Source organism: Dokdonia sp. MED134, assembly GCF_000152925.2.
Taxonomy (GTDB): domain Bacteria; phylum Bacteroidota; class Bacteroidia; order Flavobacteriales; family Flavobacteriaceae; genus Dokdonia.
In genome coordinates this window covers 3,011,715-3,038,330 of the sequence record NZ_CP009301.1, presented here as the reverse complement: position 1 = coordinate 3,038,330, position 26,616 = coordinate 3,011,715, and the positions used below count along the sequence as shown (strand labels likewise).

25 protein-coding genes are annotated in these 26,616 nt (G+C 35.4%); 3 read left to right on the top strand and 22 right to left on the bottom strand.

Annotated elements, in window-relative coordinates; genetic code table 11:
- Window positions 1-65 precede the first annotated feature (65 nt).
- The 3 genes from sucC to MED134_RS13485 all read left to right on the top strand — a co-directional run bounded on the left by sucC (window position 66) and on the right by MED134_RS13485 (window position 3,236).
- Window positions 66-1,256 (top strand): ADP-forming succinate--CoA ligase subunit beta, encoded by a 1,191-nt coding sequence (gene sucC, locus MED134_RS13495; protein WP_035328085.1) that lies wholly within the window; start codon window positions 66-68, stop codon window positions 1,254-1,256.
- 344 nt (window positions 1,257-1,600) lie between these two features.
- The gene (locus MED134_RS13490) at window positions 1,601-1,936 is read left to right on the top strand and encodes a hypothetical protein (RefSeq protein ID WP_038600131.1); all 336 of its coding nucleotides are present in this window, start codon (window positions 1,601-1,603) and stop codon (window positions 1,934-1,936) included.
- A gap of 106 nt (window positions 1,937-2,042) precedes the next feature.
- Window positions 2,043-3,236, top strand: a complete 1,194-nt coding sequence (locus tag MED134_RS13485) for a DUF4105 domain-containing protein (RefSeq protein WP_038600128.1) — start codon at window positions 2,043-2,045, stop codon at window positions 3,234-3,236.
- Window positions 3,237-3,241: 5 nt separating this feature from the next.
- Here MED134_RS13485 and MED134_RS13480 read toward each other — a convergent pair whose 3' ends face one another.
- The 22 genes from MED134_RS13480 to MED134_RS13375 form a co-directional block, all read right to left on the bottom strand.
- The gene (locus MED134_RS13480) at window positions 3,242-4,636 is read right to left on the bottom strand and encodes a sugar transferase (RefSeq protein WP_038600126.1); all 1,395 of its coding nucleotides are present in this window, start codon (window positions 4,634-4,636) and stop codon (window positions 3,242-3,244) included.
- 35 nt (window positions 4,637-4,671) lie between these two features.
- A complete protein-coding gene (locus tag MED134_RS13475) occupies window positions 4,672-5,688 on the bottom strand; it encodes a glycosyltransferase family 4 protein (RefSeq protein WP_038600123.1) in 1,017 nt (338 codons plus the stop codon).
- Window positions 5,642-6,880: an O-antigen ligase family protein gene (locus MED134_RS13470; RefSeq protein ID WP_237747124.1), complete on the bottom strand. Its 1,239-nt coding sequence runs from the start codon at window positions 6,878-6,880 to the stop codon at window positions 5,642-5,644. The genes MED134_RS13475 and MED134_RS13470 overlap by 47 nt, the downstream gene beginning before the upstream one ends.
- A 127-nt stretch (window positions 6,881-7,007) precedes the next feature.
- Complete coding sequence (locus tag MED134_RS13465; protein ID WP_038600120.1) at window positions 7,008-8,081, bottom strand: glycosyltransferase; 1,074 nt, start codon at window positions 8,079-8,081, stop codon at window positions 7,008-7,010.
- Window positions 8,081-9,190, bottom strand: coding sequence for a glycosyltransferase (locus MED134_RS13460; RefSeq protein ID WP_038600117.1), 1,110 nt, complete (start codon window positions 9,188-9,190; stop codon window positions 8,081-8,083). The genes MED134_RS13465 and MED134_RS13460 overlap by 1 nt, the downstream gene beginning before the upstream one ends.
- Window positions 9,190-9,735 carry a serine O-acetyltransferase gene (locus tag MED134_RS13455; protein ID WP_038600113.1) on the bottom strand — a complete coding sequence of 182 codons (546 nt, stop codon included), beginning with the start codon at window positions 9,733-9,735 and terminating at the stop codon, window positions 9,190-9,192. Before MED134_RS13455 ends, MED134_RS13460 begins: the two co-directional genes overlap by 1 nt.
- On the bottom strand, window positions 9,735-10,727 hold the full coding sequence (locus MED134_RS13450; protein ID WP_038600111.1) for a glycosyltransferase family 2 protein: 993 nt from the start codon (window positions 10,725-10,727) through the stop codon (window positions 9,735-9,737). The genes MED134_RS13455 and MED134_RS13450 overlap by 1 nt, the downstream gene beginning before the upstream one ends.
- Before the next feature lies 1 nt (window position 10,728).
- Complete coding sequence (locus MED134_RS13445) at window positions 10,729-11,760, bottom strand: exostosin family protein (RefSeq protein ID WP_038600109.1); 1,032 nt, start codon at window positions 11,758-11,760, stop codon at window positions 10,729-10,731.
- On the bottom strand, window positions 11,757-13,223 hold the full coding sequence (locus MED134_RS13440; protein WP_038600107.1) for a glycosyltransferase family 2 protein: 1,467 nt from the start codon (window positions 13,221-13,223) through the stop codon (window positions 11,757-11,759). Before MED134_RS13440 ends, MED134_RS13445 begins: the two co-directional genes overlap by 4 nt.
- Entirely contained in the window at window positions 13,220-14,362 is a 1,143-nt protein-coding gene (locus MED134_RS13435; RefSeq protein ID WP_038600104.1) for a glycosyltransferase family 4 protein, read from the bottom strand. The genes MED134_RS13440 and MED134_RS13435 overlap by 4 nt, the downstream gene beginning before the upstream one ends.
- Window positions 14,362-15,762, bottom strand: coding sequence for a UDP-glycosyltransferase (locus MED134_RS13430; RefSeq protein WP_038600101.1), 1,401 nt, complete (start codon window positions 15,760-15,762; stop codon window positions 14,362-14,364). The genes MED134_RS13435 and MED134_RS13430 overlap by 1 nt, the downstream gene beginning before the upstream one ends.
- Window positions 15,763-15,764: 2 nt before the next feature.
- Complete coding sequence (locus MED134_RS13425) at window positions 15,765-16,640, bottom strand: N-acetylneuraminate synthase family protein (protein ID WP_038600099.1); 876 nt, start codon at window positions 16,638-16,640, stop codon at window positions 15,765-15,767.
- A complete protein-coding gene (locus MED134_RS13420; protein WP_038600096.1) occupies window positions 16,633-17,796 on the bottom strand; it encodes an acylneuraminate cytidylyltransferase in 1,164 nt (387 codons plus the stop codon). Before MED134_RS13420 ends, MED134_RS13425 begins: the two co-directional genes overlap by 8 nt.
- 89 nt (window positions 17,797-17,885) lie before the next feature.
- On the bottom strand, window positions 17,886-19,016 hold the full coding sequence (locus tag MED134_RS13415) for a hypothetical protein (protein WP_038600093.1): 1,131 nt from the start codon (window positions 19,014-19,016) through the stop codon (window positions 17,886-17,888).
- Entirely contained in the window at window positions 19,013-20,107 is a 1,095-nt protein-coding gene (locus MED134_RS13410) for a glycosyltransferase family 4 protein (protein WP_052084249.1), read from the bottom strand. The genes MED134_RS13415 and MED134_RS13410 overlap by 4 nt, the downstream gene beginning before the upstream one ends.
- A 23-nt stretch (window positions 20,108-20,130) precedes the next feature.
- Entirely contained in the window at window positions 20,131-21,078 is a 948-nt protein-coding gene (locus tag MED134_RS13405; protein WP_052084248.1) for a glycosyltransferase family 2 protein, read from the bottom strand.
- Complete coding sequence (locus MED134_RS13400; RefSeq protein WP_038600089.1) at window positions 21,075-22,142, bottom strand: glycosyltransferase family 2 protein; 1,068 nt, start codon at window positions 22,140-22,142, stop codon at window positions 21,075-21,077. The genes MED134_RS13405 and MED134_RS13400 overlap by 4 nt, the downstream gene beginning before the upstream one ends.
- 41 nt (window positions 22,143-22,183) lie before the next feature.
- Window positions 22,184-23,269 carry a glycoside hydrolase family 99-like domain-containing protein gene (locus MED134_RS13395; protein WP_038600086.1) on the bottom strand — a complete coding sequence of 362 codons (1,086 nt, stop codon included), beginning with the start codon at window positions 23,267-23,269 and terminating at the stop codon, window positions 22,184-22,186.
- Window positions 23,253-24,089 carry a glycosyltransferase family 2 protein gene (locus MED134_RS14810; protein ID WP_262485477.1) on the bottom strand — a complete coding sequence of 279 codons (837 nt, stop codon included), beginning with the start codon at window positions 24,087-24,089 and terminating at the stop codon, window positions 23,253-23,255. Before MED134_RS14810 ends, MED134_RS13395 begins: the two co-directional genes overlap by 17 nt.
- A 100-nt stretch (window positions 24,090-24,189) precedes the next feature.
- Window positions 24,190-24,969, bottom strand: coding sequence for a glycosyltransferase (locus MED134_RS13385; protein WP_038600083.1), 780 nt, complete (start codon window positions 24,967-24,969; stop codon window positions 24,190-24,192).
- A gap of 3 nt (window positions 24,970-24,972) precedes the next feature.
- Entirely contained in the window at window positions 24,973-25,833 is an 861-nt protein-coding gene (locus MED134_RS13380) for a glycosyltransferase family 2 protein (protein WP_038600080.1), read from the bottom strand.
- Window positions 25,833-26,612, bottom strand: coding sequence for a glycosyltransferase family 2 protein (locus MED134_RS13375; RefSeq protein ID WP_038600077.1), 780 nt, complete (start codon window positions 26,610-26,612; stop codon window positions 25,833-25,835). Before MED134_RS13375 ends, MED134_RS13380 begins: the two co-directional genes overlap by 1 nt.
- Between the last annotated feature and the right edge of the window lie 4 nt (window positions 26,613-26,616).

Genomic DNA, 26,616 nt, shown 5'->3' with positions numbered 1-26,616 from the left:
CTATTGCGCTCCCGTAGCGCATTTGTTATTTTTGCGAGGCAAATTAAGCATCTTAAACGAAGATTATGAATCTACACGAATATCAAGGAAAAGAGATATTAAATAGTTTTGGCGTACGTATCCAACGCGGTTATGTAGCACAGACTCCAGATGAAGCTGTTGCAGCTGCCAAAAAACTTACAGAAGAAACCGGTACTGGATGGCACGTAATCAAAGCCCAAGTACACGCAGGTGGACGCGGTAAAGGTGGCGGTGTAAAACTCGCAAAAAGTCTTGATGAAGTAAAAACAATCGCAGACCAGATTATAGGGATGGATCTTGTAACACCTCAGACTAGTGCTGAAGGTAAGAGAGTACACCAAGTACTTGTTGCAGAGGATGTATACTACCCAGGTGATAGCGAGCCAGAAGAATATTATATGTCTGTACTTCTTAACAGAGGGACAGGTCGCAATATGATTATGTACTCTACAGAAGGTGGGATGGATATTGAGACGGTAGCAGAGGAGACTCCGCACCTTATCTTTCACGAAGAGATAGATCCTGCAACAGGATTACTTCCTTTCCAAGCACGTAAAATCGCTTTTAACCTTGGGTTAAGCGGTGCTGCTTTTAAGGATATGACAAAGTTTGTTGCTGCTCTTTATAAAGCATACACAGATTCTGACAGTTCACTTTTTGAGATCAACCCTGTTCTTAAGACAAGTGACGATAAGATTATGGCAGTAGATGCTAAGGTATCACTAGATGATAATGCATTATACCGTCGTAAAGATTATGCAGCTATGCGTGACAAGCGTGAGGAAAACCAAGTAGAGGTTGAAGCTGGTGAGAAAGGACTTAACTATGTAGACCTAGACGGAAACGTAGGGTGTATGGTAAATGGTGCTGGACTTGCAATGGCAACTATGGACCTTATTAAGCAATCTGGTGGTGAGCCTGCAAACTTCCTTGACGTAGGTGGTACTGCAGATGCTGAGCGTGTTGAGGCTGCTTTCCAATTAATACTTAAAGATCCAGCTGTAAAGGCAATCTTAGTAAACATTTTTGGAGGTATTGTACGTTGTGACCGTGTGGCACAAGGTATTATCGATGCATATAAAAATATGGGAACTATAAATGTACCTATCATTGTACGTTTACAAGGTACTAATGCAGATATCGCAAAGAAACTTATAGATGATTCTGGACTTGACGTTCAATCTGCTATCGAGTTTAAAGAAGCTGCAGATAAAGTTCAGGCTGTACTAGCTTAAGACTTACATTATATAAACGTGAGTAATCACGTTGCAAAATCCCGCTTTTATAGAGCGGGATTTTTTTGTTTTGGTAACATTGCACTATGTGTAATAAAATCTCATAATTAATACACTTTCGGTCATAATTTTTCCTTTTTCAAAATGACCTATTAAGGGTTTTAAACAATTAATTAGGGAGTATGTTTTTACGCTTTCGCGAAAGCGTTATTTGAAAATCAACACAACGTTAACGTCTGTAAATGAGGGTTAAAGAACAGTTAAGCTTCAAGTCGAGGTGTCACATATTGAAAAAATAGCCGTCTCTTTGTTATAGAATTCATCGAAAAAAACAAAAACCTATTATGAAAAAAGTAAACCTATTAGTACTTGTAGCCTTATTATCAATAAGCACAGTATTTGCAACCGAAACTGAACCAACGTCTGACGAGAAAGGGAAGACTGTAACTCAACAAGTGGCAACTCTTTTAAGCGAGCCAGGATTTGAAGTAAAAAAAGATCTTACTGCACAGGTTACCTTAATGGTAAACAAAGCAAATGAGGTAGTGGTAATAGATGTAGACACTAAAGAAGAATATGTAGCTGCTTTTATTAAGTCACGCCTTAATTATGAAAAACTAGATACACAAAAAGTGGGAGAACAATTTACAGTACCTGTACGTATCGTACCAGGTGTTTAAACCCTTTTTAATATTGTAAAGCCAGACATAGTCTGGCTTTTTTTATGGATTTAAGTTAAGAGATAAGCGTTGGTCTTTTATCACTTCTCAACTATCTTTACCATCTATGAAAAAGGCACTACTCCTACTTTTACTCGCTTACTCTTTTATTTGTGAGGCACAGCAACGATTTCCTTCACTCTCACCAGAGGCAAGTATCGAACTCATAACTATAGGCCCAGGACCGGAGCTTTATGACGCCTTTGGGCACACTTCTGTACGTGTCAAAGATGTGCCTAACAAGATAGATATGGTTTTTAATTATGGAGTTTTTGATTTTGACACGCCTAATTTTTACTTAAAATTTGCTAGAGGAAAACTACTTTACAAGCTAGCTGCCGCTCCTTATAAAAATTTTGAGTACAGCTATAAAGCGCAACAGCGCTGGATAAAATCACAAGAGCTCAACCTAAATCAGCAAGAAAAGCAAGATACCTATGAGTTTTTACTCAATAATCTAGATGAGGCTAACCGCTATTATAAATATGATTTCTTTTATGACAACTGTGCAACACGACCTTATTATGCCGTTGCATCTTCTGTAGAAGGATCTCTTGCATTACAACATACAGGTATAGATACAACGCTCACTCATAGGGATCTTATAAGACAGTATGTACCTTGGAACAGCTGGGGAAGTTTAGGTATAGATGTAGCTCTTGGGTCCTTGATAGATCGTGTTGCCACGCCAGAGGAGCATTTATTTTTACCTAACGAGCTTATGGCTTCTTTTAAAACAGCCCAAGTAACTAGTGGCAATAGTTCAAAAGCACTGGTTAAAAACTCTCAGACTATATTTGAACCTAGCTTTATACACTCTTATGGAGTCCCTTTTTATGTAAGCCCACTATTTATACTAGGACTCATTGCTTTATTTATCATTTACAAGACCTATAAAGACTTTAAAGGTAATAATGGAATAGGGTGGCTAGATTCTACTCTTCTACTTTTTACGAGTGTTACGGGTGTGCTAGTGGCTTTCTTGTGGTTTGGTACAGACCATATTGCTACCGCTTGGAATTATAATATTCTGTGGGCATTTCCTTTTCACATACTTGCAGCATTTGCCGTTAAGAAGGTGCAACCTGCAAGATGGATTTATCCTTATATGAAACTAGCAGTTATTTTAATGTGTTTACTATTTGCTCACTGGGCGATAGGAGTACAGAGTTATGCTCCCTCATTGTTGCCGCTTCTTATAGCAATAACTGTAAGGTATATTTATATATTGAGAAATATTAAGCTCACAAGAGAGGAATAAAAGAACTACTGCCCTCTAAAATTTATAACTGTACTTATAGTTTTAAGTATAATACTCAAGTCTATAAACAGGTTACGGTGTTTTATATAGTATAAATCATATTGTAACTTTTCTAAAGCGCCTTCTTCAGAGCTAGTGTAGCTACCCATTACTTGTGCCCAGCCAGTGAGCCCTGGTTTTACAATATGTCTTGTTTCATAAAAAGGAATTTCTTTAGACAATTCTTTTACAAATACTGGGCGTTCAGGTCTAGGGCCTATGACACTCATCTCCCCTTTTAATACATTAAAAAATTGCGGAATCTCATCTATCCTGCTCATTCTTAAAAACCTTCCAAATTTAGTAATGCGTTTATCCCCTTTTTGAGCCCAAGCGGCACCATCTTTTTCTGCATTAACAATCATCGTACGTAGTTTGATTATTTTAAAAGGTTTACTATTGAGACCTACACGAGTTTGTGTGTAAAAAAGTGGTCCTCTATTGCCAAGTAAATTTCCTAGCCACACTAGTGGTAACAGAGCAGTAATAAATATCAAACCTAAAAGGCCTGAAATAATATCAAACACTCTATGGAAAAGTTTATAGAATTTATTTTGATTACTCCTACTAAATGGGAAATAACGATAGAAGTCCTTATCTACGTGCTCTACAGGTACACGCTGTGTGATCTCCTCATACACCTGCATATACTCACGTATGGGAAATCCTTTTTCTAATAGAGTTATAAGTTGATCATAAAGAGGTAGCATTACTCCATCTGTATAACTACTAGCCACAATAATCTCTGAGATACCATTATCTTCTATAGTCTTAACTATACTATCTATTTCAAACCTTTTTGCATTGGTTGAGATAACCTCTTCAATAGTCATAGGTTCTGTATTTACATAACCAGCTATTTTATAATTAGGATCTGCACTTTCAAGATTTGTTATAATCTTACTAATGTTAAATGAATCTCCTACCACAATAGCTTTTTTATAAAACCTAGGAGCAGCAATAACTGTTATATAAACCCATCTCCAAACGCTTATACCAATTACCATAGCTAGAAAGAAAAATACTATCTGCAGTCTGTTTTCGGGAAGAATAGGAGTATAAAAAGGGGTTAACAAATAGAATAAAACAGTTACCGATACGGTTAAAATCACATTTTTAAGCATAGTTTGAAACTTTACTGTTTTGGGTAAAAAGTAAAGTTCAAAAACAGTCCCAAAAATAGATATATAGGCTATGAGGACGAGAATAGCTACTCGGTTATGACTATTGATCTCGAGATAATCAAATTCTAAAAATAACTGTGTAAGATAAAGTGCTCCCAGAACAGCTACTATATCAAAAATACGAAGCAACACTTTACGTTCTGAAACGTTAAAATGAATATCTGGAAAAAACGACATCTCTAGTTGGTTAGGGATGTAAATATATCATAAAATTAGGAGAGCACTTGATGCCACTTGCTTTTGACTGATTCCCAGTCATATGCAGCTGCCTTATCTCGAGCTTTTTGTGTAATCTTGATACTGTCACTAGTGTTTGAAATTGCGTTTACCACTTTCTCAGTAAACAACTTAACGTCTGACGGTGGACTAAGATAGCCGTCTTCTTTATCACTTATAAGATAAGGCATTCCTCCTACACTGGTGGATACTACGAGTAAGCCTAGAGCCATTGCCTCTACTACGCTCAGTGGCATATTATCAAAATTTGTCGTGTTTATAAATATATCGTGATGAACGCTCTCTGCTAGCCATTGTTCTTTTGATAGCTTACCTGTAAAGGTTACTGGCAACTTTCTGGTTAATGCATATGAGCGACACTCCTCCAGACTACCATCTTTATCAGGCCCCACCATAGTGAGCACAGCATCTGGATGATATGATAAAAGTTCCTCCAAAACTTTAATAGCCATTAAAGGGTTATATATTTTGGCAAAGGAGCGTACCCATAGTAATTTTGGTTTAAAGTTCTCCCTCTCCGTAAAAGGGTACTTTTCTATCTCAAGTGTATTAGGAATGTGTATGAGATTTGAGAATCCCGCTTTCGCGAAAGCGTTATATAAATAACCACTAGGCGCAACATTACAGCTGGCATCACCAAATAACTTTTTACAGATACCCGGTTTTTTTTCTAGCCGCTCTGGCAAATTACCACCGTGTAAGATGGGAATGTAAGGGATGTTGCTCTTGCTACAAAGCCTCCCTACAATCACTGCAAACCAAAAGTTAAGTGTGCTGTAGGTATCAATTAGAACGACATCTACAGTGTCCCTTACCTTGTAAAAGGTAGCAATCATATCCAGCAACCTGAGAAGTTTATTAGGCTTTTGAGATGTAATTATTACGTCATAGCCCTCCTGCTCGAGCAGCGGGCTCAAGGTTTCTATAGTAGTAAGTGTTTTACCACTAGCGGAGAGCGCGTTTCCTACGTACAGGAGTTTTCTTGTTTTCATTTACAATATTTAATAGGCATAAAGCATAAATAAAACCTGGTGCCGCAATACGCATTGAAGAGTGGTTTATAGTTAAAAACCAAAACAACAGCGCAGAAAAAAACAAATAGTTACGCCTGTTTTTGGATCTATAAACTAATGGATAAATGATTAAAATGCCAAGTATTATTAAACCTAGTATACCGTGCTCTGATAATAGTCTACTTATCTCATTGTGAGAGGCAACTCCAACAATGTTTTCATTACCTCTTAACTCTTTTACCTTTCCGGCACCAACTCCTACAAGCGGATTATTATAAAATGCAGATATCTCTGTCTCTAGTAACTCTGCTCTACCTGTTGTGATATCACTCTTAAGTCTACCCGCTGCATCTCTATTTGTATATCGTTTATTTATAAGTCCATTGGTTTGAAAGGAGCTATACAATGAAGCCCCTACTACAACACCACCTAGTAAGATGAGATAGGTTATCATCTTCCTTCTAACTTTTCCTTTGGATCCAGCAAAATAGATTATTAAAAAAGCACCACTACAAACTAAACCTGTGATAACCCCACCACGCGAAAAAGTAATTATACCCTTATAAAGCAAAAAGCCTATTAAGGCCAGATGAACGAATAACAGCACTTTATTCTTACTATTAACAATTAATTGTACTAGAGCCATAAACATACCTAAACCTAGTACGGTAGATACTTGATTAGGTCCAAAACCACCGGTAGCCGCATAATTTGCTCCGGTACTGCGTAAAGTCTCCCTCAGATCTGGAGTTCCAAGAGTTATATAAATAGACATTGCGACTATGGGTAATAGAATCCATTTTGTAAGATTAGATAGCTGGCGATACGTTATTCTTCTATCTATACAATATAATGCAGATATTCCTAAACATACGGGACCGCTTAGGTTAAAGAAAACGGCTTTCTTCACATCTGTCCCTAAGTCAAGTGTTATTGAAGCTACAAGCACGCTAGGTAATAGCAAGAATATATATATCCAGTAAACACCAGATTTTCGGCTAGCACCGCTCAAAAAGAGTCCAATTAACATAAATGAAATTACAGAATACTTACCTGCTTCATAAATAGGGACGGCATTACTCATTCTAAAAAAAACCTCTGCCCCTGCTATATAAGCCGCCCCCATAAGGGCTTCATTATTTTTATTTCCAGTCCTTAAAATCTGGATCATAAAATAAGCTACAACACCAAGAAAATAAACAATTGCAAATGGCTTTACAAAGTATACCAAAACCCCAATGATAATATGAATTATCAAAAAGACTGTATATGTTTTATTTTGAGAAATACTCACCACCCTAAGATATTAAATCGTTATAAATGGGCATTAACTTTTCTATAAAAGCGTCTTTGCTATAGGTTGTACTTACGTTTTCGCGAAAGCGGTCTCCCATTACCCCTCGTATATTATCTTTGTTTTTAATTAATTGAGTAAACACATCAGGAAGCTCTTCAATAACGTTATTAATAACAAATCCATCTTGACCTACTACCTCAGCACATTGCCCAACGTTTGTTACTACAACCGGCAAACCACAATTTGCATACTCAAGTAGAGATACCGGCAGCCCTTCTGATAAGGAAGTTAAAACCCCAATAGTGCTTTGGTTAAGTATGTGACTTATATCTTGACAGCTTCCGTACAAAAAAACATTATTAGATAGGTTGTTTGTACTAATACTATCCATCACAGATTTTGAATAATCGTCATTAAAAGACTTCCCCACAAGATGAAGCGTCCAATCTGGAAACTGCAATTGTGTTTTTGCAAAAGCATCAATAAGCGCTAAATGATTTTTTTGAGGGCGTAAATTTGCTAGACACACTATGCGCTTACCTGCTTCTCCATTAAGCAACGTCTTTTTAGATTGATTCACCGTTACAGTAGCAAAATTTTGTAAAAAGTGTACTTTATTAATCTTAAGCACTTCCTTAGACCATAGGGCAAGCTTAGAATTTACAACTATCGCTGTATTTATATAAGGTCCTAGTAGCTTGAGTACATAGGCTTTTCTATTTTCTAAAGAGTCACTCATTCCATAATGATCGTGCCAGATTACCTTGATATTATTGTTATAAATTTTTGCAAAAATTGCAAGATGTATTGAGGTGGAATGTGCGTGAATTATATTTATTTGTTTTCTCTTTAACCATTTAAAAAATCGAAAAAAAGCAATTACGTCTAGGGTCGCTTTTTTATTTAAAATAAAAAGGCCCTCTTTAACAAACAGTTCATTTTCTAGCGATCCGCCTCGTCTTGTGGCACATATATATGATTCTACACCATCCTGAGATAAAGCATTTGCAATATTTACTGCCATACGCTCTGCCCCTCCTGCATCTAGTGAGTCTATAAGTTGTAATACCCTCATTAAAGCAATTCTTTTATCTGAGCTGTAAATGTGTCCATCGTATATTGCCTAGACCAATGTGTAGCTGCATTACTCATTTTATGTAAAGATGCACTATCTTCTAGCTGTTTGATTAGTTGAGTGGTGTTTATTTTATCTGGATCTTCAACAAGTATTCCTCTGCTGCCATTATCTAGCATCCAAGGAACACAAGAAACTTGAGTAACTATAGGAATTGCACCCCAAAACATACCCTCTGCAATAACCTTAGGCCAGCCTTCACTTTTTGATAATAGTATAACAAGGTCAGATCTTTTGTAAGCTTCTTTTACAGCGCTTGCCGGTTGGTTTCCTCTCAAAATGACGTAATCAAGGAGACCATTTTCCTTCCTATACCATTTAATATCTTCCACTTGTGAACCATCGCCAAACATCTCAAGCACTATATCAAGACCAGCTTTACGTAACTTATTTATAAGTTGTACCGTTTCAAATGGTCGTTTATTACTTCCCATTGTACCTACAAAAATTGCTCTTAAAGATTTATCAAAATTTCTCTTTTTAAAAGAGTCTATCTCTTCTAGGTAATAACTTGCTGTAAAAAAAGGTGTGATATTACTGGTACTATTTTCCCACTCTCCATACACTAGTACTTGTATATTTTTAGTAAGTGTGGTACTAGATAAAATCTTTTTTTGAAGTCTGTAAGCGAGTGGTTGTTTTGACAAAGGGTCCCAATTTCCAGCATACTTGGCAGTTTTCTTCTTGTTAGGGAACAGAGCTTGTACCATACAAGCAAGTAAACACAGGTTACCCGGAGCCCGCAAGTGTATGTGATCTGCCTTACGCATAGCACTCCATAAAACGATGGCTTGATACGGCAATGTAAGTATAGATATAAGTGCGACAAAAAAGCTGTTAAATTCTAGTCTTCGGAGACTTTTAATATTGATGTCCTGTCTATCAAATGGAGCAGTGAGTAGTGCTCTTTTATAACTAGTGGGACATACAAAGGTTACTTGATCTACAGAGTCAAGCCAAATATTCATCTCTTTTATATAAGGGGCATACCCTTCATATATTCCATTTTTATCTAAGATAGGAGCGTCAGAAATAACTAAAAAATCCATTATATGTAATCTTTAGAATCTTTAGCACTTACCATCTTTGCGGGTACTCCCAATACTGTAATACCTTCTTTAACATCTGTAACTACTAAGGAGTTTGCTCCTATAACAGCCCCATCACCTACATTTATTCCTCCTGCGATAACAGCTCCAGCAGCCATATAAACACGATTACCTATTGTAGGGACACCGCGGTGTGCTCCTCGTCCACTTACACCTATGGTTACTCCTTGCGAGATATTACACTGCTTCCCTATTACGGTTTCTGGACTAATAATTATACCTGAGTAGTGACCTATATATAAGCCTTCACCTATTGTTGCTGCATAGGGTAATGTTATCCCTGTAATCACTTCAATCCATTTCTGAAAAAAAACACCAATAACCAGTAAGGGTGCTTTTACAATCTTGGGCATTGTAGATCTATAAATGGCATTAAAGAAACGATATACAAACAAAGCCCACAATCCCTGCTGTGTTAACACCAGTAATAAAGCACTGCTCTTACTGTACTCTTTATAACGTTGTATGTCCTTTTTATAACGCATTATCTAGGTTTGCTTAAAAGTAAGCTAAAAAGACCAACAGTGCGACCCAGAGCTTCTGTTAATGCTTCTTTACGTCTAGAAGTAGTAACCACATTTACAAAACGAATAAGTGTCAAAACACTACTTATCGCATACCATTTTATAATATTAATAAATCCAGGCTTAGGGTACATCACTCTCCACACATACCAGCCATTACGTGTTACCATTTTACCATAATGATATTGATTAGGCCTTCCAGAAGCGTCGTGATGATGCGCAAGGTTTGCGCCTGTATGTACATATAGCTGTCCTAGTTTTGAAATTCTGAATGTATAATCTGCATCCTCATAAAGACCATAACCTTCAAAATATTCAGAGAATTTATTCTTTTTCAAAACCTCTAGAGGAAAGCTGGAGACTCCTCCCATAAGCTGTTTTACTTCATAAATTTTTCCAGTAGGAGGCAAGAAACTAACAGACCTGCCGTGACCATATTTCGGTAGGACGCCTGGTGGAGTATTTGCATCTAGACCTAACTTTCTTCTTAATTTAAAACGCGCTCCCTCTTTCCTTCTATACCCATCATAATAGAAGTGATGTATATCTCTTGGGTTTAATGTTTCTACACGCTCCCACTGCACTTCGTTATTAATGTAACCTCCTACACCATAAGCATTAGGATATGCTTGATACACGTCAAGTATTTTCTCAAAATATGTAGGTTCAAGCACTGTATCATCATCTAGAAAGCACACCACATCCATTGTGTTACTTACTCGTTCTATACCGTAATTCCGCTGTTTAGTAAGACCTCTTTGTGCGTCTGAAACTTTGTAGTAGAATAGGTTTTTTATTCCGCTTTCGCGAAAGCGTACCTCTGTCTCATCATTAACACTTCCATCTATAATGAGGATCTCATCTGGGTAAACCGTTTGGGTTTTTACAGAATCTAGTAGCGTGGTAAGCGCTACTGGGCGCATATAGGTGCAAATTATTAGAGAGAATTTCAAATTATATAATACGTTTTAAAGAATGATATAAATTGCAAAAAAAACGATCTCTTACCAAATAATCAACATATAATTTACGATTAGACTTTTGCAAGGTTGCAAAAGAAACTTGATTATATTTTTTATGAAAAGCTAGTAGCGCTTCCTCTATATTATCTTCTACATTTAATTTACAAATATGTTGCTCCCAATTTATTATACCTTCAAGTGGCAAGTGGCAATCTGTATCTATTAAAACTGGGATACGACCACAGGCTAGGGCTTCATAAAATCTTACAGAAAAATTACCTGCTCCTCTTAGGCAAAAGGTATACGGAGCGCCGTTTAAATTTTCAAAAAACTCTTTTGAAGTTTTCTGTCTTTCGGCTTTAGATCTCGCACCTGCTCTGTATTTTGATCGATATATAAAACTGGTCTCAACACAATCAGATTTTTCTAATTTCTTTAGATATTTATAACGTTGCAAAGCAGCATAAAAGACATTTTGGAAATCTGTTTCGTCTTTAACAAAAGCTCTTAGCAAGTTTCTTTTTATAACAGACATTATAACACGAGATCGCTCTAGATAATTTTTTGAAGCAAATCCGGTAAAAGAAATTTGAGGTAAACTTGTATAGTTTATTACTTCTCCAGAGACCTCGTCTCGACCTATAGGATCATCTATAAATGCTGGTATAATTATAGTCTGCTTGTCGTTGTGACTTTTAAATCCTGCATTACGCCATACAATGACATTATCATCATTAAAGGTTTTACCATAGTCACCACCAGAGTAGACCATTATTTTCTTTTCAAATTTTAAGGCGGTGTTGTATAAATCTCTGTAATGCTTTTTATAACCTCTTTTATTTACGAAATGGTAGTTTATAGGAAATAGAAAAACATCAGCGCTTTCAGGTGTATCTACTAGACTGTAAAGCGCTAAGACATCTTTATGAGTTTTCTCAAAATAGTACAAATCAAATATTAAGGGATGCGCTATCCCTCTATTATCTGGAGTGAGAAGTGAGTTATCTGTATATATTTTAATCATAACCTAGACGCCCATTTTTCACTTTGTATCCAGGCTTTTTTAAATCTCGCTAAGTGAGACAGAGGGTTCTTAGTTTTAAAAAATCCAAATGTTTTAAAGAATTGAACAACCTTATACCCCCTTACTTGCTCTAAGGTGTAATTTTTCTTCCTGAGATACATTATTTGAGGAGAGGGCTTTGGAGTTAATGCTTCTGTGCTCCAAGGAAACTTGTGCGGACTTCTAAAACCACCTGTAGGAGCCTTGAGGTGTAGTATCTGTATGCTAGATGCATATATTACATCCTTACCCATATTACGCACCTGCATCCCATAATCTACATCTTCGCCATATCCATTTTCAAAAGCCATATCAAAGGAACAATTACTGTATATGTCCCTATGTACAATAGAGCAGCCCGACCCAAAAGATTCCCATTGTTTATAGGTTTTCATTGTCTCCTTTTCACCCTTTTGTAAACAAGCAAACGTAATACAAGTTGCTTTGGTTCTATTTATAAATGAAGTTACCTCATCAATAAAAGTTGACTCAACACGTACATCATCATCAAAAAATAATAACCAAGGAGCAGTAGCTAGTGACACTGCCATATTTCTTGCTCTACAAGCTCCCGCAGTGTCTAGTAATTTATGAACTATAGTAAAATTCCATTTTTCATCATTTATGTAATAAAGTTTTGATTCTTTATCCTCACTAGGGTTTTGCTCTATTATAATAACCTGAGATGGAGGATTTGGTTGTTTATTTAAATCTTCTAAGACGTCCTTAAGATATTCCTCCCTCCCTATCGTAGGTATAATGACATCGTATTTAAGAGGTTCATAATCTTTACAAGAATCTACATCTTGCAAAGACTCCATATCTAAGGATAATGAACGGTTTTTATAAAATTGCGCTTTCGCGAAAGCGTACAAAGGCATTTTTTTATCATAGTACAAATGACACAGTAGCAAGTGTAGCGTCCATCTTCTTTTATAATGCTGTTTTACAAAACGATACAGAAGTTCATTGCTAAAAGGTGCCACATCATTAAAAATGGGAATTTGATAATTGAGTACTCCAAGTGGCATTGTAAGCTTTCCTAGAGAATTTATCCAGTACAAATAATTGTCACTTGGCTTAATCTGATTTGCGACCTGATTAATTAATGATGCGTGAATAAGCAAAGCGGTGGTTCCCTTTTTCCAGGTTGGGTACACCACCCTATTATTTGTAGGTATAAATGGTTTATCCTCTACATAGCCAAAATCTGAATTAAGTGCATTATATGATGAGACGTAATGATTTTTGGACTTGAAAGATATTGCTTGCTCTAAAAAACGTTCTATATCGCAACCAGCCTTATATATAATAAGAAACTTATCAGGATTATTTTTGGCAATTGTGTAGATACAAGCGACAATAGCATCGTCTTTTCCTTCAGCACTCTTAACCTTACTACCATCGTGTTCTATAAAAATCATAGGCTTATGACTTTATTATAAAATGAAACATTAGTCTGAGCAATGTGATTTATATCAAATCGTTCTTCTATAGTTTCTCTTGCCGCTTCTGTAATTTTAATTCTAAGAGCATCATTTTCAAAAACTGTACTTATAGTGTCCACGTAAGCATCAATATCATCTGGATGATGCATAAAACCATCCTTACCGTGTTCTATAAGGTCTTGTGCCCACCCTATATTAGTATTAACCACCACCTTTTGCAAAGCCATAGATTCAATAGTAACCATACCAAGTGTTTCTGCAAGAGAAGGAAACACGCATATATGTGCTTTTTGTATCTCCTCTTTAACTTGATGATAAGGTATTTTACCTAAATAAGTTATGGCCTCTCTAGCTGCAGGGCTCATCATCTCTTGCATTAATTGCCAAGTAGAAGCACTACCCGTCTGTACATCATAACTATCTGCCCCTATAAAATGAAGTTTTGCAGTAGGATGCGCAATTATAATTTTATTAAACATCTCTATTAATTGGAACACCCCTTTCTTTCTAATAAGTGTCCCGATATTAAGTAAATGTTTAGATATAAATTCCTCTGGAGAACTGTTATTAAAATCTTCAAGATTAAGACCGTGACATATAACTTTCACATTAGAATACTGTAGTTTAAAAAGCTCAATACTTTTTTTTCCTGCAAAATGCGTAGGTGCTATAAATGCCTTTGCTTTTCTTACCGCTTGCTTTTCAAAAAAAGCATTTTTCCATTTTTGTGGTCTTCCCTCAATATGACAGAAATACGTATCACTTCCGTGAAAACGTATTACAAGTGGTTTTCTTAAGCTCATAAAGGCAGTGATGCCTGTCCAATCTGGAGCCTCGATAATATCGACATCACTACTATGCTTATTTATATACCGCTCTATATGCTTTCTATAAAAGTAGAAGCCTCCTATCTTATAATGCTCTTTGGCAATCAAATGGAAGGTTATCCCATCTTCGATAAAAGTGTCCGTTTTATGTTGATTATAAACAAATAAGCTGACTTTATGACCCATTTTACAAAAAGCTATAACGAGGTTTTTGATACTCGTACCCATCCCTCCAGAATTACCTAATTCTGGATGTGGATATTCTGGAGTTATAAAGGCTATATGCATTAATCAAGAATTTGATTAATCCCTTCCCAAATACGTTCACTTGCCTTCTCAGGCTGTTCTGGCTTGTTTACAATCCCAAACCATTTTTTTGTAACAGGCACTGGATTAAGACTACCATTAAGTAAGCCTTTAATTCCATCATAAATCTCTTCTTTATTCATTGCCCAAGTTACACTTGTATCATAATCTGGCATCGAGCGGAAGTGGACGTATTTATAGTTCTGCCCTATGTCACGTATTCCTTTCTTAAGTTGTGGCTGCTCGTAATTGGGGTAAATAGTAGGCTTATCGTGAGCCACAAAGTCAAACACCATACTCGAGCATATGTTTACCACAAGTTCGCAGTGATGACAAGTATTTACTAATAAAGCAAAATCTTCTTTGGTAGGCATTACCTGATTCCATTGACTCCCCATAGGTTTCCATAAAGGATCTATAGGTGTTATGACATCACTATAGTTTGCCAAAACCTCATCGTACCTACCCGAAAAGTCAATAGGAACTTTTCTATATACAATTGCTACATCTTCGCCTTCTTCTCTCAACTTGCGAACAGCAATTGCCGTGTCTTCTAGATAAAATTGATCCAGTGGTGACGTGGTTTGATCATCCCCAGAAAAACAAATGTATCGTGTCCCTTCGCTAAGGTTGTGCTCTAGACAGAATTGCTTTCGCGAAAGCAATAAATCCTTATCATAATGAGGCTCAAACTGCGGAGTCCCCGTTACAAATATCTGCTCTTCTCTCGTTTTTGGGTAATACTGTAAGAGCTGCTCCTTCATCAACTCAGACCATACAAAATAGTAATCTGTCTCTACCGTGGTCATCCCCTTAGGTAGGTTGTCCCAACTATATATCCAGCACGCTGTTTTTATCCCAAGATCCTGCGCTGCTAGTATAGGTGAGATGGCCTGTGTAGCCCGCTGTGTGGTGCAAAAAACAATATCTGGACGGTGCTCTTCTAGTTGTGCTTTAAGCTCCTGGTAGCGAACAGTAGATCGTTCGGTAGCTTGCATTTGGTTCATTATGCGTTGCCAACCCTTCGGCGTAGCACTAAACGTTTCGTGATACTTTACAAAAGCACTTTTTAAGGCTTTCTTTACACCATTCCACTGCAATGGAAAACGATAGGTAGGATAGACATTATCCTTTTCACGCTTTCGCGAAAGCGCAAGTTCTACCCTTTTTCTTGCGTGACTAAGTGTAGGCGTTTTAGGGTGAATCCTTGTGTTTTCAATCACCACTTCTTTATACCCCAGTTCCTTTTCTAACGAAAATATGGTGTTATTCCAGTATGTGATGTCAAACCCTTGCGCCTCTCCTACTTCTTTGAACTTAGTAAAAGCAAAGTTGCGCAGGCCTACACCATCTGGAAAAAGAATGAAAACTTTTTTACCCATTATTATGCTTTACGATACTTAAGCTTATCGCGTTGTACTTGCTCGATAGGCAAGATATCTGTCGCTTTATAGTCTAATGCTTGATATACTGCTCTCAAGTCTCTCGCAAGCTTACGCATACCTGCTGGCTCTAGTGAGGCACTATGATCTGTACCCTTCCAAGTACGGTCTAATGTATAATGACGTTCTACTATATTTGCTCCTAAGGTATAAGCAGCAACATCTACAGCAATACCTAGATGGTGACCAGAAAACCCAATGTGTTTTACACGATTGCCATACTTCTCTATGAGTGTTTTAATATCAAGTAAACACACATCTGGAAAGGGTACTGGATATCCAGACGTACAGTTATAAAGCACTAGGTCTTTACCTCTGTGATGCTTTTCAAAAAACTGTACTAGTTCCTCTATCTCATCTCTAGTAGTCATCCCAGTAGAGCAGTGTATCTCCCCTTTGTAATTCTCACATAACCACCCTAGCATTTCGTAATGATTATTACAAGCACTTGGTATTTTTATAAACTCAGGATGAAGCCCTGCTATTTCCTTTGCACTCGTAGTATCCCAAACCGAAGTTGCATAGGTAATGCCTAGCTCCTCGCAAAAAGTCTTAAGCTCTGCGTGCTGGTTTACATCAAATTCTAAAAACTCCCTGTGTGCCCCATACGTATCTCCATATGAATTTATAGGATTAGGGTGTGGAGCTTCATATTGCTCCTTAGTGAGCAGTTCTATATTGTGTCGCTTCTGAAATTTTACGGCGTCTACCTTACAAAAGATAGCGGCTACTTTTATCATTTCTTTTGCTATCTCCATATCACCTTTGTGATTACCACCTATCTCTGCAATGGTGTATGGAGCTTTATAATTACTCATATCTATTGTTATATTTTATAATAAAGTCACAGGCCTCGCGTATCGCTCCCTCTGCGCTATTATTTTGTAGTATTACGTCTGCGTGATTTTTGATAGGCATTGTTGCATTAGCCGGAGTAAATGACCATCCTGCTGCACAAATATTTGCCATATCATTTACATCATCACCTATGTAAGCTATGTTTGAAAAGGAAAGGTCTCTATCAGTTACGATTCTAGAAAGCAGACTATATTTATCTTTTACGCCCATAAAGACGTCATTAATTTTAAGCTTCTTCATTCTAGAAGCCACAATCTGCGAGTCTTCAGAGGTCATTACCATCACCTCAACATTGTATTGTCTCAATATCTCTAGCCCCATACCATCGCGCATATCAAACTTTTTCATAAGTTCGCCCTCTGCACCATAATAAATACAACCATCTGTAAAAACGCCGTCTACATCGAGTATAAGATGCGTGATACGATTACTTTGTTTCTTAGTTTTTAAACGAGCAGCTAGTAACTCTTCTACTATTTTCCAGTCTGTGAGGGTATCTATCTCTGTGAGGCTATCTTCGGGCATTTGCACTGTGGCGATATTACCGCTTATTCTGTTTTTGCTTTCGCGAAAAGCGCTACTTGTTGTCACATAACACGCTCCATTCTCTATAAGTAAACCTTCAAAATCTTGTCTACGTGGGCGATTAAAAACGTCATAATTTTTTGGTGTACCGTCTTCATACCAAGTAAAACGATGCGTATTTACAACCGTAAGTGCCGAATCATAATTTGCTCCCGATTGCACTTTATCTAAGCAAGCATTTATATCTACCGAAGTAGTAAACGGAGAGGTTGCTTGCAGTAAGCATAATATATCAAAAGGCTCTTCTAAACCATTTACAAACTCTAGCATTCCCATCTCTGTAGAGGCTGCATCTGTAGCGCTTTCTTCACTACGTTTTACGGTCTTTACCTTGTCTGTCCAGTGGTATTCCTTATGAACAAAAGTGATGATATCTTCATCATCTGTAAAAATATAAATTGTATCTAATTGAGATGCAATTGCCTCACCAAGCGCCCAGCAAAATAAAGGACGGCCTAGCAGCTTCTTTTTATTTTTACCTGGTATGCCCTTTGAGCCTTTGCGCAAGGGGATAAATCCAATGGATTTCATTTGTTTAAATTTTGGTGAATTTATAAAAATATTAAATACCAGTGCGCCCTTTAGTGTATTTTATCGGTAAAAAAAGTCAGATAATCGATTTAAGAGTCTATTCTCGATATAACTCTTTTTGCTATTAATTTAAAGGCTTTCCAGTATTGTAAAGTAGTTATTTTGTTCTCTTTTAACCAACTATCTAAAAACTCTCGCTCGTGAATGGATACTTTCTTTGATATGAGTTTGGCTATATAATTGTCAATTTTACTATGATAAATATTTAAATCGAAAACTTTATCAAATGTAGGTAAAGAATCATACAGCTCTAATGTTGCTGCCGTACGAAGACATTTATCACAAGATGTGCAGTTCTGCAAGTTCATTTTCTTAGCAAGTATGGAATTTGTACAAATATCTAGGTAAGCATTAGCAACATCATAATGTTGAATATAAGAAATGCGCTCTAAGCGAGTTTTTGTTTGCAGTGTAGAATGTGTATTAAAATAAGAGGTAAACAATAGTGGCAATAAAAAATTATCAAAATTACTTGTATCACCAGGTTTGAAATTACTTTGAGATACAGCATATGCAGATGCATAATGATAGTTATTTATCAGGCCTAGTGTTGCTAGACTACAAGAAATATTTAAAAAACTGTGAGCAGATTCAAATGAGCCACGTATGAAACTATGCGCATTAGTCTTGACTTTTACCAAAGGCAAACCAATTGTAGTGGCAGCTCTTTCGCTGTTTTTCAACCTATACTCATAATTTTCCTTAGCATAATTACCATTATAAATACCGTGTGAACCAGCATCAAAAAAAGTTAGATAATCTAAGCCTATATCATTGTCAAAAAAATATTTTACAGTTGCCAAACTGTCTACCCCACAAGACAGTCCCGTTGCATTGACTTGTTTATTAAGAGCAATAGCATTTTCTGTAACATCTGGTATAACTTTGAGAGTTATAGCTATCTTATTGACTTGACAAAGTCTCGGTATTAAGACATCATTTAACTGCTTACAGAGTACGTCATCCATAGTACCTTGAACCACTATGTCTTCTTGTTTTTCCAATAAAAGTGGTAGAAGCGCTACTACAAATGCATCGTACACTAATGAAATATTAGAATTAATATGCGATAATGTAAAATAAATAGAATTGCCGTCTAGTAGGCATTCTAATTTAGAATAATCTTTTTCCTGTTGTAAAGAAATGTCAGATAAAATCATACAGCTAAAGAATTATAAATAGCTAACACCTTTGCCTGGATTTCATTTCTTTCATAGGCTTTTTTAATCTCTTTATTTTCCATTAATATAGATGATGGGTTTGATAACAGCGCCATTTCTATACTATTGGCAATTGCATTTACATCTTCTGGATTACTTATAATAAATCCATTTATTGTATCCTTAATAATTTCTTCGGTGGCACCTCCGGGATTAGACTGGATAGGTATACAGTCACAAAAAATAGATTCTAACAGTGTATTAGGAAGACCATCACTTATACTATTACCTATGTAAAACTTAGATTGAAGCATTAAATCTATGACCTCTGAGTTACTTACTTTCCCAAATACTTTAACCTCATAATCTCTACCAGTATTCCTATTGAGATATTCAGTAACCTTCTTAGAAGCTCCAAATATTATGATAGATATATCAGTATGTTTTCTAGCAATGACATCTAATGCTTTTAATACATTAATACATCTTCCAAGTGCATCCTCATAACCTTTTACTATAAAAGAAGAATTTTTTACATAATATTTATCTATATGAGATTCAAAACCTCCACCTCCAGGCACAACGCCTAAAAATCTTCCAGAAAAGCCACCATTTTTTGCTATATGGTAGTCTCTTAAACAATCTGTAAAAAGGTAATCAACTCTTGCGAGCACAGCAGGCACCTCCTTGTGATAATTGGGTTTATTTCCCTTGTAAAATAAGTCACTTCCCCAGCTAGAATATATCCATTTTATGTTTACTTCCTTATTCATAATAGGTAATATGGGTAAACAAGAAGTATATAATGCAAAGCTGTGTACAACATCTGGCTTTATGTCTTGTAACGCTTTCGCGAAAGCGGTCTCAACTTTAGTGTCAAGTTTATCGCTCAGGTAGTTATAAATTTTTGGAAAATATTTTTTTATTGTTGTCCTTCCTCTTTTTATCAAAAAACCCTTTTTCCAGCCTGTTATTTGGGTCATCCAAGACATTGATGATGCATACCCTTGGTCTAAAATATCAAACCAATACACCTCGTGACCACTATCCCGGAGTTGGTCAGACCAACGACGAAAATGTATAGAATTCATTGATATTAGTAAGATCCTCATTGTTATACTATAGATTTTTTTAAGGAGTAAATGTATCGCTTAAATAATGTCAAGGATAGATTTGACTTAAGTATTTGTAACATTAAAAAAGCTCCTCTTAAAAACTTTTTATCTCTATTGTAAGATGTTACTAGTGCCAATTGATGGTGCTCTAAACTATTTTTAAACAATGCTTCATTAGGTTTTAGAGCTTCCAAATGCATTAAGCTTTTAATAATTTCTAAATTTTGAAGAGCCACATTAGTATTATCCTCTCTCATACGTGCAGACACACCTATAGTACTTCTATAAACAGCCGTAACCTCTGCTAGTTTAAATGCTGCAGTATTTGTTAAAGACATAACTAGCAAATACGATGGCCAGTCGCCATAAGGAAATTTATGAAAAAACTGTGGTAATTCTAGAACACGATACACATTGAGAAACACTGCAGTAGGTGCTATAATTTTATTTTCTAGAGAAAGCTCACTTAACGCAATAGGCCCAGTATATTTATCTATATCTATTTTATTTATTTTATCATCTATAGATTTAAAACAACTTGTACCTACTACACTAAACTCTTTATTCTTTTCTAAAAAGTCAACTTGAAGTTGAAGTTTATTATTATTAATCCAGTAGTCATCACCATCACAAATTGCAACGTATTTGCCTCTGAGCCGCTTTGAAGTATTTACAAAGTTACCCATCAAGCCTAAATTCTTTTCCTGCTTAATAAAAGTGATATTACTATTTATAGCGGCTAAACTTTCACAAATTTGTGGCGTTTTATCGCTACTTGAATCATCACTTATAATGATGTCAAATGGAAAATTAGTTTTCTGAGAAAGAATACTCTCTATAGTTTGAAGGATATAAGGTTCTTGATTATAACAAAGTACAAAAACACTTACGGTAGGTTCTTCATCTCTAAGTATATTTAGCTTTTCAAAATACATAGGCATTTTCATCTATAATGTACTTCAAGTGTGATGACATTACTTTCAGACATTTTATATTGATAAAAAGAATCTCTAGCTTTAGAAACAACCCATTCTAAGATAATGTTATTTGCTTCTTTAATCGTTATAAAATTCAAAGCTTTACCTCTGGCTTTTCTCTTTATTTTCTTAATAAAATCGTGTCTTTCTGGATGCTCTCTTACTGTTAATAAAACTCTCTTCCCTACACAGTTTTCTATATAATACAAGGCAGATTTTACTTGATCACGAGTTGTAAGAACATTGATTTTGACCTCGTCTACATTAAGGTCATATGAATCAGGAATTATGCCTGTGCCAGATGAATTATTTGCCTTTACAACACTTCCTTTTTGTACTCTGTTTAGGTATTGACCATTTATTAATTCTAAAGTTTCAGCAAAAGGATAGTTACTCTTGAAACTTCGATACATTTTAGGGTGCCATTGATGCTTGAAGTAAAGAGTGTTTTTTACGAACTCTACTGTAAGACCTGCTCTGTGCAGTCTTATATGTACATCTGTATCCTCCCCTCCCCATCCGTGATAAAATTCATCAAAACCACCTATAGACTTGAGTTTTACCGTTGGAAAAATTGAAATTCCGGTTGCTTCGTGAGTTGAGATACCCTTAACGATATATTTATGAAATGAAACTTCTCTTTTACTTTCGCTCTCCGTTAGGAAACCCACGGGAAAATAAAGGACTTTTGAACTGTGTAAATATGAGTATACTTCTTCCAAAAAATCAGGATGCCACAGCATATCTATATCACTTACCATAAAGTATTGAGAAGAACAGTCTTTTAGTACTGAATTTATAATTCTAGACTTGTTCCAAAGCTGCCCTTGTGTTTGATATAAGATAATTTGGAGTTTAGAAAATTTCGCACAGACATTTTTCAGTTCCTTTTGATAACCTACTGGGCTTCCATAATCTACCAGAATCAGCTTAACATTTTCTTCGATCTGACTGTAAACAGAACTTATAGACTTTACAACAAGTTGTAAATCTCTATTCCTGTTGGGTAAGACTACGGTTAAAAAATCTTGCATTCTGTTTTAAATATTTATGGCTTTATTGTATGTAAATTAAATTACTTAAGTGCTTTATATGTCTCTTCTAGATACTGTTTACCCCACTTTTGACAAGGCTCTAAGTGATTTCCTTCAGCCCACTCATTCCAAGCATTTATAAATAGATAATTTTCTGGCATTTTTTGCCAAGGATAATTTAAAACGATATGCTTTAACCATTTTGCATATTTCTGCGGAGTTGAATTATGTAAAGCAAAATAATTCTTTTTTCGTCTAGCGGTATTATCCCACATAGGAGTTATTCCAGGATAGACCTTTGATTTAAACTCAGTATTTATCTGTAAATCAACAAACTGTTCATAATCATAAAATAACTCATAACGATTATCTATAGTCCATTTAAATTTACGTAGTAATGCGGTAGTATACCTCTTAAACAGATTATTTTTAATACTGGAAGGTCTATTACTAAAATTAGGCTGAAAGTCATAAGAGAAATCAAATCCTTCTTCTCCAAGAAGCGACTGGTTTTTTTCTCCTAGCGCGTACCCCAAATAGATATCAGAAAAACCTGCCGCCTTAACCTCCTCTCGCCATATCGCTATTGTTTTTTTAATATCAGGAAACAAGTTAGGTCGGTATATAACAAATACTGGTTTTCCATTAGATTTTATGTAGCGATCATCTTTAAAGTATCTTATCAATTCCCTAATATGTAGTAAATCATCTTCGTGCGAATACTTTTGCTCTAAAAGAATATTCTTTTCCCCACCGTCCCAAACTCTTGTCCAGTTCTCATTTGCCCAACATAACATAAAAGGAAAATCTTCCTTAATATTTTTAAGTTTACGCTCTAATGGTGTTTCTAGTATACGTTTTCCATTAAACCAATAGTGATAATAACAAAATCCGAATATTCCATTAGCACGAGCCAGATCCTCCTGTGCAATCCTTGCCTCCTCAAGTCTTAAGTCATAAAAACCAAGATCTGCTGGTAAATGAGGTTGATAATGTCCATCAAAAAAAGGTTTTGCTTTAGAAACATTAGTCCATTCGGTAAAACCATTACCCCACCATTCATTATTTTCTTTAATGGGGTGAAATTGCGGTAAATGAATAGCGATTGCTTTAATTTCCTTTGACATTCTTGTACTTACTTATAATTTTACGGTATAACCGCTTAGGGTATTTAATCAAAAGCGGCTCTCTACCTCTTCTTAAAATTTCTCGCCTTTTTTTTAATAAAACTCTTGCGCATTCAGGCTGTTTATTATTCTTAAAAAACTCTTCTAAAAGTCGTATGGCTTGCAAAAAGCCATTCTTCATTTTAAAATAGTCTTGTGTCATTGAGTAAGGATGGATTCTATACTCTGCTAGTATCTCCCTGTTAAAACTAACCTTTTGAGAATAATAAAAATACTTCACCCAAAACACCCAGTCTTCGTGATTATCAAGAGACTCATCAAAATTTAATGCATTATCTAATAGAATATCATTTCTAAATAACGCAGTATGGCAAGGTATTGACAGCTTAGACTCCCAGTTGAGTATAACACTATTAACCAAATTATTAGGGGATACAAAAGGAGTTAAATATCTATGGACTACATCTTGATTTGTCTCATTATCAAATGGTCTGTAATCACAAATACAGATATCTGTATTATTTAAATTTACAAGTTGCTTCTCAAACTTAGTAGGCATAAGTAAGTCATCAGAGTCTAACAATTGAATGTAAGTGCCCTGAGCAATTTTAAGTCCGTAGTTGCGTGCACTGCTTAACCCGCCGTTATCTTTTTTAAAATATTTAAATCTATCATCTTTAATCACCCATTTATGGGCTACAGCGGCAGTCTCATCTGTACTACCATCATCAATGATTAAGCACTCCCAACTTTTCTCTGTTTGAAGAAAAACAGAATCAAGTGTTTCATCAAGAAACATTGCTTGATTGTAAGAAGGTATTATGATTGATATTTTAATAATTTGTATTTAAAAATTATACTATTTTCTATTGACTGGACATAGGAAAAACATACAGCACTACTGAAGATTATTTATATATCTAAAACTTTTTTGGTTTATTAAAGCAAAACTTTATAGTATAAACAAAGCGCCTTAGGGCATACCATAAATCAACAACTAGGGCTTTTTTAAGCCTCCATCCAGTAGCAATAAAACCTTTACCAGCAGAAAGGATACTTACATCTTTATGCCAAAGCTGATAATTGCCTACTAAATCATTCTTCCACCTAAAAAATTGCTGCTTTTTTGTTCTACGTATTTCATAACTAAAGATAGCAGGTGCAAACTCAATATCAAACCCTGCATTAACCACTCTTTTTGTCCACTCCTTATCTTCGAATGTAGCGACATCTTCTCTAAATGGATACTCCTCCCAAACTTTTTTACTAAAAGCAGAACCCGAGAATATTAACCCTGATTTATTAGGGTCAGTATTTGCACTTATTTTATTTATGTAATTCCTATAATCATTTGGGCTATGCAAGCAACGTACACCAGCCAGGTTATTATTTGATTCAAATCTATCCTTTATTGTTTTAAAAAAATCGTGACTTACGGGATATGAATGCGCACTAAATATTACGACTATAGAAAATTGAGCTTTACTAGCAGCAAAGTTTGCACTACCACCATAACTAAACTCTTTTATAGTTTCAAAGCGTGCATTATATCTAGCGGTTATCTCCTTACTTCTATCTGTAGATAAATTATCTACTACTATGATTTCAGAAATATCTTCACTGTATCGCTGTGTCAGGTTTTTTAATAAAAACTCCAGTGCTACTTCTTGATTTTTATTACGTATTACAACAGATATCATAAGCTATTTATTTTTTGATTTATTTAATTTGGCAATAAATCTAAAAGGCTTTGTTACAGCTTTTCCTATTCTATATTCAAGAGATTTTTTTAAATTATCCTCACTAGCTTTATGCTTTTTAATTAAATAAAAAACATAATCCATAGTGGTATCAAACTTATTTATATAAACCTCAGGGTGCTTTTTGTAAATATATTTTGTTACTGATTCTAGATGATTTGCAACTGTATTGGTTAACATTGACGCTGCAGCTTTACGATAGTAAAAAAGGAACTCTGGGACAATTTTAAATTCTGCTCCATCCTTTAAAATAGAAATCCAAAAATCCCAATCTTCAAAGCCATCTTTCATACTTTCATCATAGCCTCCTACGCGGTTCCAAGATTCCTTTCTATATAAAGATGTTGCCATTATTATATTTTCATATAATAAAGCATCTATTGTTGTACCATTGGGTTTTCTTGTATTTACTACATTATCAATAGTATCCCTAAAAAAAATACTATAACAAGAAACTACTTCTATAGCGTCATTATTTTCTATTACTGGTAAGAGCTTTTGTAAATAGTCTTGATGTATCAAATCATCTGCATCTAGTGGAAGGATAAAATCTCCACGACTTATCGCTATACCAGCATTACGAGCGCTAGATAAACCACCATTAGTTTTTTTTATATGCTTAAACCTTACATCTTTTGCACACCACTTTTGAGCTACTTCTTCTGTATTATCTGGGCTACCATCATTTACTATAATACACTCCCAAGCGTCAAAAATCTGATTTAAAACAGATTGCAAGCTGTCATTTAAAAAATGAGCCTGATTATAACAAGGTACTATTATAGAAACTTTAGGGCTATTCATTAAAATTTGTTTAGAAACTTAAGCTTCACTAGTAAACTTATAATCCTTGATTTTTTAAAACTATTAAGTGTTTTTCTCATATGTAAGGTATCATTAACATCTTGATAAAATGCTGTATACTCCTTACTTAAAACTTCAGTACGCTCATTATTTTTTAGGTCATATTTTTTTGGATCAGAACTCATTCCTCCTATGTAGAATGTAGTTATAGTGTCAGATACTTTTTTGTAAGATAACTGATATCTACATATGGCATCTATAAAAAATTTCCAGTCTGATACTATCTTAAAATCTTCTCTGTAGGTTCCCGCTTTCGCGAAAGCGGTCTTCTTTATAAAAGTAGCTGGGTGAGGTAATGTATCCTCTACAAAATAAGAAAATGACAAACGACTAGGATAGGTCTTTGTAAAGTCACCTGAGCCTTCTACCACGTGAAGGTTAAAATAAATTATATGCTCTCCTGATAAATGGGTTAAAGCGCGTTGTAAGGACTGCTCATTTATAAAATGATCACCAGCATTAAGGAATAGCAAGTACTCGCCTGAAGCTTGCTCAATTCCCTTATTCATAGCATTATAAACACCTTTATCAAGTTCACTCACCCAGTATGAGAAACTATCCTGATGTTTTTTTATATACTCAACACTTGCATCTGTAGATCCTCCATCAATAATGATATGCTCAAATTCTTGAGAAGTCTGAGTATGCACGCTCTGAACGGTTTTTTTAAGACCGTTTAGATCATTGTAATTAACTGTGATAATGGAGAGTTTGGGCATTTTA

What these genes read in the sequence shown, in the direction of transcription:
- sucC (WP_035328085.1), top strand. Translation starts at nt 66, where the DNA reads ATGAATCTACACGAATATCAAGGAAAAGAGATATTAAATAGTTTTGGC.
- MED134_RS13490 (WP_038600131.1), top strand. Translation starts at nt 1,601, where the DNA reads ATGAAAAAAGTAAACCTATTAGTACTTGTAGCCTTATTATCAATAAGC.
- MED134_RS13485 (WP_038600128.1), top strand. Translation starts at nt 2,043, where the DNA reads ATGAAAAAGGCACTACTCCTACTTTTACTCGCTTACTCTTTTATTTGT.
- MED134_RS13480 (WP_038600126.1), bottom strand. Translation starts at nt 4,636, where the DNA reads ATGTCGTTTTTTCCAGATATTCATTTTAACGTTTCAGAACGTAAAGTG.
- MED134_RS13475 (WP_038600123.1), bottom strand. Translation starts at nt 5,688, where the DNA reads ATGAAAACAAGAAAACTCCTGTACGTAGGAAACGCGCTCTCCGCTAGT.
- MED134_RS13470 (WP_237747124.1), bottom strand. Translation starts at nt 6,880, where the DNA reads ATGATCCAGATTTTAAGGACTGGAAATAAAAATAATGAAGCCCTTATG.
- MED134_RS13465 (WP_038600120.1), bottom strand. Translation starts at nt 8,081, where the DNA reads ATGAGGGTATTACAACTTATAGACTCACTAGATGCAGGAGGGGCAGAG.
- MED134_RS13460 (WP_038600117.1), bottom strand. Translation starts at nt 9,190, where the DNA reads ATGGATTTTTTAGTTATTTCTGACGCTCCTATCTTAGATAAAAATGGA.
- MED134_RS13455 (WP_038600113.1), bottom strand. Translation starts at nt 9,735, where the DNA reads ATGCGTTATAAAAAGGACATACAACGTTATAAAGAGTACAGTAAGAGC.
- MED134_RS13445 (WP_038600109.1), bottom strand. Translation starts at nt 11,760, where the DNA reads ATGATTAAAATATATACAGATAACTCACTTCTCACTCCAGATAATAGA.
- MED134_RS13440 (WP_038600107.1), bottom strand. Translation starts at nt 13,223, where the DNA reads ATGATTTTTATAGAACACGATGGTAGTAAGGTTAAGAGTGCTGAAGGA.
- MED134_RS13435 (WP_038600104.1), bottom strand. Translation starts at nt 14,362, where the DNA reads ATGCATATAGCCTTTATAACTCCAGAATATCCACATCCAGAATTAGGT.
- MED134_RS13430 (WP_038600101.1), bottom strand. Translation starts at nt 15,762, where the DNA reads ATGGGTAAAAAAGTTTTCATTCTTTTTCCAGATGGTGTAGGCCTGCGC.
- MED134_RS13425 (WP_038600099.1), bottom strand. Translation starts at nt 16,640, where the DNA reads ATGAGTAATTATAAAGCTCCATACACCATTGCAGAGATAGGTGGTAAT.
- MED134_RS13420 (WP_038600096.1), bottom strand. Translation starts at nt 17,796, where the DNA reads ATGAAATCCATTGGATTTATCCCCTTGCGCAAAGGCTCAAAGGGCATA.
- MED134_RS13415 (WP_038600093.1), bottom strand. Translation starts at nt 19,016, where the DNA reads ATGATTTTATCTGACATTTCTTTACAACAGGAAAAAGATTATTCTAAA.
- MED134_RS13410 (WP_052084249.1), bottom strand. Translation starts at nt 20,107, where the DNA reads ATGAATTCTATACATTTTCGTCGTTGGTCTGACCAACTCCGGGATAGT.
- MED134_RS13405 (WP_052084248.1), bottom strand. Translation starts at nt 21,078, where the DNA reads ATGAAAATGCCTATGTATTTTGAAAAGCTAAATATACTTAGAGATGAA.
- MED134_RS13400 (WP_038600089.1), bottom strand. Translation starts at nt 22,142, where the DNA reads ATGCAAGATTTTTTAACCGTAGTCTTACCCAACAGGAATAGAGATTTA.
- MED134_RS13395 (WP_038600086.1), bottom strand. Translation starts at nt 23,269, where the DNA reads ATGTCAAAGGAAATTAAAGCAATCGCTATTCATTTACCGCAATTTCAC.
- MED134_RS13385 (WP_038600083.1), bottom strand. Translation starts at nt 24,969, where the DNA reads ATGATATCTGTTGTAATACGTAATAAAAATCAAGAAGTAGCACTGGAG.
- MED134_RS13380 (WP_038600080.1), bottom strand. Translation starts at nt 25,833, where the DNA reads ATGAATAGCCCTAAAGTTTCTATAATAGTACCTTGTTATAATCAGGCT.
- MED134_RS13375 (WP_038600077.1), bottom strand. Translation starts at nt 26,612, where the DNA reads ATGCCCAAACTCTCCATTATCACAGTTAATTACAATGATCTAAACGGT.